Genomic DNA, 3709 nt, shown 5'->3' with positions numbered 1-3709 from the left:
GCGGACCAGCCGTGGGTCTGTCCGATCCGCCGGGCCTGGCGCTGGAGCACAGCGTGCCCCTCGGCGCCCGCCAGCGGGATCCGGTCGGTGATGGACGGCAACGCGGCCGCGCGGGCGCCGAGCGCGAAGTCGACGGCGTCCTTGGCCATGACGCGGTAGGTGGTGAGCTTGCCGCCCGCGATGACCGTGAGGCCCGGGGTGGGGGAGGCGACCGTGTGCTCGCGCGAGACCTTGGCCGAGGAGGTGCCCTCCTTGGTGCCCGGCTGGAGCAGCGGGCGCAGTCCGGCCCACGTGCCGATGATGTCGTCGCGCGTCAGCGGCGTGGCGAGCACGGCGTTGGCGTGGTCGAGCACGTAGTCGATGTCCGTGGCGGTGGCGACGGGGTGCTGGAGCTCCTGCTTCCAAGGGGTGTCCGTGGTGCCGATGATCCAGTACCGCGACCACGGGATGACGAAGAGCACGCTCTTCTCGGTCTGCAGGATCAGGCCCACCTCGCCGCGGATGCGCTCGCGCGGGACGACGATGTGGATGCCCTTGGACGCCAGCACGTGCAGCCCGCCGTCGGTGCCGGCGAGGGACTCCGTCTCCTCGGTCCACACTCCGGTGGCGTTGATGACCTGGTCGGCGTGCACCGTGATGCGGCGGCCCGTCTCGAGGTCCTGGACGACGGCGCCGTTGACGACGCCGGTGGCACGCTTGGTCAGCTCGACCACCTGCGTGCGGCTCGCGGCGTGCGCGCCGTAGGACGCGGCCGTGCGGATGATCATGGCTACGAGGCGGGCGTCGTCGACGTTGGCGTCGAAGTAGCGGATGGCACCGACGGCGGCGTCGTGCCGCAGGTCGGGGAACATCCGGTCCAGGCCCGTCCGGGTGACGTGGCGGTGCCACGGCATCGCGCGCTTGCCCGGGGCGATGGAGGCGAGCGTGTCGTACAGCGCGATGCCGGTGCCGACGTAGGCGCGCTCCCAGACCCTGTGCTCGAGCGGGTAGAGGAACGAGACCGGGCGGACCAGGTGCGGGGCGAGCTTCTTGAGCAGCAGGTCGCGCTCGGTCAGCGCCTCGTGGACGAGGTGGAAGTCGAGCATCTGCAGGTAGCGCAGGCCGCCGTGCACCAGCTTGCTGGAGCGGCTGGAGGTGCCGGCGGACCAGTCCTGCCCCTCGACGATCGCGACCCGCAGACCGCGCGTCACCGCGTCCAGCGCGATGCCCGCGCCGGTCACCCCACCGCCGATGACGAGGACGTCGAGCTCGTTGCCCTCCCCCGACGCCTCGAGGGCCTCGAGCGCCCGCTGCCGGGTCTGGGGGGTCAGTGCCGCTGTCCTCACGCGTGTCCTCCTTGACGGGGCCGAGATCAGGCCGTTGGTCCCAGGCCTCCCCTATGCTCACCACAAGCGAACGAACGCGCAACATATCTGCACGAATGTGCAGGCGGATCTCCCGACCCGGCGAGGTGGTTCTGGATGGAGCACGAGGACGTCCTGCGCGCCGCCTCCATGTACTACCTCCAGGACCTCAAGATGGAGGTCATCGCGCGGCACCTGGGGACGTCGCGCTCCACCGTCTCGAGGCTCATCAAGCGGGCCCGGGACACGGGCATCGTCGAGATCACCCTGCGCCCCGGCCGCACGCGGGCCCCCGGCCTGAGCCAGACCATCTCGCGTCGGTACGGGATCGAGGCCTACGTGGCGCCCGTGGCCGACTCCGCCACCGAGATCGAGCGGCTCGACCAGGTCGCGATCACCACGGCCAAGCTCATCAGCGCCTGGTACGACTCCGACATGGTGCTCGGCATCGCCTGGGGGACCACCCTGGCGGCGATCGGGCGCCGCCTGGTGCCCAAGCCGACGCGGGGCAGCGCCGTCGTGCAGCTCAACGGCGCTGCCAACACGCGCACCTCGGGGATCGAGTACGCGTCGGACCTCATCACGGGCTTCGGGGCCGCCTTCGACGCCACGGTGCACCACTTCCCCGTGCCCGCGTTCTTCGACTACCCGGAGACCAAGGCGGCCATGTGGCGCGAACGCTCGGTGCAGCGCGTGCTCGACGTGCAACGACGTGCAGACATCGCGCTGTTCGGCGTCGGCGCCGTCACGGGGGGGCTGCCCTCGCACGTGTACTCGGCGGGCTACCTCGACGTCGACGACACCCGGCGGCTGCACGACGAGGGCGTGGTCGGCGACGTGTGCACGGTCTTCCTGCGGGCGGACGGCAGCTACCAGGACATCGAGCTGAACCGGCGCGCCACCGGGCCCACGCCGGCAGAGCTGCACCGGATCGGTCGGCGCGTGTGCGCCGTGGCCGGGGACCACAAGGTGGTGCCGTTGCGGGCGGCGCTCGCCGCCGGCGTGGTCACCGACCTGGTCGTCGACGAGCTGACGGCCGAGGCGCTGGTCGGCACCGGCGGTGCCGCTAGCGTTGGCGCGTGACCACCCCTGCCCCGCGCCGCGCCGACGCCCCCGAGCAGCCGTTCACCGTCCGCGCCGCCCTGCCGCGCGACGTCAACGAGATCCGCGATCTCGTCGCGCCGTACTCGGACCAGCGCATCCTGCTGGCCAAGGAGCTGGTCGGCTACTACGAGGCGGTCCAGGAGTTCGTCGTCGCGCAGGACGCCACGGGTGCTCTGGTGGGCTGCGGCGCGCTGCACGTGCTCTGGTCGGACCTCGCGGAGGTGCGCACGCTCGCGGTGCACCCCGCGTGGCGCGGGCGGGGCGTCGGGCATGCGCTGCTCGTGACCCTGCTCGACCGCGCCCGCGCGCTCGGGCTGCGCCGCGTCTTCTGTCTGACCTTCGAGGTGGACTTCTTCACGGAGCACGGGTTCCGGGTCATCGCCGGGACGCCGGTGGACACCGCGGTCTACGCGGAGCTGCTGCGCTCGCACGACGACGGCGTCGCGGAGTTCCTCGACCTGGCGCGCGTCAAGCCGAACACCCTGGGCAACACCCGGATGCTGCTCGAGCTCTGAGGCTCTCAGGCCTGGTGCACCACGTTCGCGTGGTCGTCGAGGCCCTCGGGGAACCGCCGGGCGAGGTCGATGACGCCGACGGCCTCGACGACGACGGCGACGAGGTCGGTGGTCGCCCAGGTCTGGTGCGACTCGCCGGTGTCCCACAGCACCAGCGAGCCAGGGCCGATGCCCTGCACCGTGCCGTCCTCGCCCCGCACCTGACCCACGCCGGAGACCACCGCGAGCAGCTGACGGTGCGCGGTGGGGTGGGCGCCGATGGTGCCGCCCGCCGCCACGTGGGCGACGGTGATCTGCGACTCACCGAGCAGGCCGGGCAGCAGGTCCACCACCACACCCGAGGAGTCGAAGCGCTCGATCGGCCGGCTCGGCATCGTGAACAGTCGCATGGTGCCCAGCATGTTCCCGCCGGATCCGGGGTGTCGAGGGACCTCGGACCGTGGCGCTCGGGCGCCGGCTGTGGCGCCGCTGGTGGTCGCTCGGCGGCCCGGCTCAGTCCAGCACCGCCTTGGCGATGCTCAGCGCCCGGGTGATCCACTCGCGGTCGGCGGGGGTGAGGGCGCGGCCCTGCGCGCGTGCCGCCTCGACGCACCACAGCGCCTGGTGGAGCTCGCGGACCACCACCCAGTCCCGGGCCCGGTCCGCGTCCAGGCCAGCGGCGTCGACGAGCGCCTCGAACCGCCGGCGGACGGCCCAGCGCACGTCGCCCGTGGCCAGCACCTCGTCCCAGCGGTTCCACAGCGACGG

Annotated in this window: 4 protein-coding genes and 1 pseudogene; 2 read left to right on the top strand and 3 right to left on the bottom strand. The window is 72.5% G+C overall.

What is annotated here, in order from left to right:
• On the bottom strand, positions 1–1325 hold a 1325-nt coding region (locus tag PKY62_RS12625), incomplete at its 3' end, for a glycerol-3-phosphate dehydrogenase/oxidase (RefSeq protein ID WP_324537489.1).
• Positions 1326–1460: 135 nt separating this feature from the next.
• Here PKY62_RS12625 and PKY62_RS12620 point away from each other — a divergent pair.
• Together PKY62_RS12620 and PKY62_RS12615 are read left to right on the top strand one after the other, a co-directional pair.
• Complete coding sequence (locus PKY62_RS12620; protein WP_324537487.1) at positions 1461–2426, top strand: sugar-binding transcriptional regulator; 966 nt, start codon at positions 1461–1463, stop codon at positions 2424–2426.
• Positions 2423–2962 carry an amino-acid N-acetyltransferase gene (locus PKY62_RS12615; protein WP_324537486.1) on the top strand — a complete coding sequence of 180 codons (540 nt, stop codon included), beginning with the start codon at positions 2423–2425 and terminating at the stop codon, positions 2960–2962. The genes PKY62_RS12620 and PKY62_RS12615 overlap by 4 nt, the downstream gene beginning before the upstream one ends.
• Positions 2963–2967: 5 nt before the next feature.
• Here the strand turns inward: PKY62_RS12615 and PKY62_RS12610 are convergent, their stop codons facing one another.
• Positions 2968–3351 (bottom strand): cupin domain-containing protein, encoded by a 384-nt coding sequence (locus PKY62_RS12610; protein ID WP_324537484.1) that lies wholly within the window; start codon positions 3349–3351, stop codon positions 2968–2970.
• 103 nt (positions 3352–3454) lie between these two features.
• Positions 3455–3709 (bottom strand): annotated as a pseudogene (locus PKY62_RS12605) (aminoglycoside phosphotransferase family protein); the annotation flags it as partial.

The sequence above is a fragment of the Actinotalea sp. genome (genome assembly GCF_035443605.1).
Taxonomy (GTDB): Bacteria; Actinomycetota; Actinomycetes; order Actinomycetales; family Cellulomonadaceae; genus Actinotalea.
Note: the sequence above shows the minus strand (reverse complement) of the source record. Positions and strands in the feature narration are given on the sequence as shown.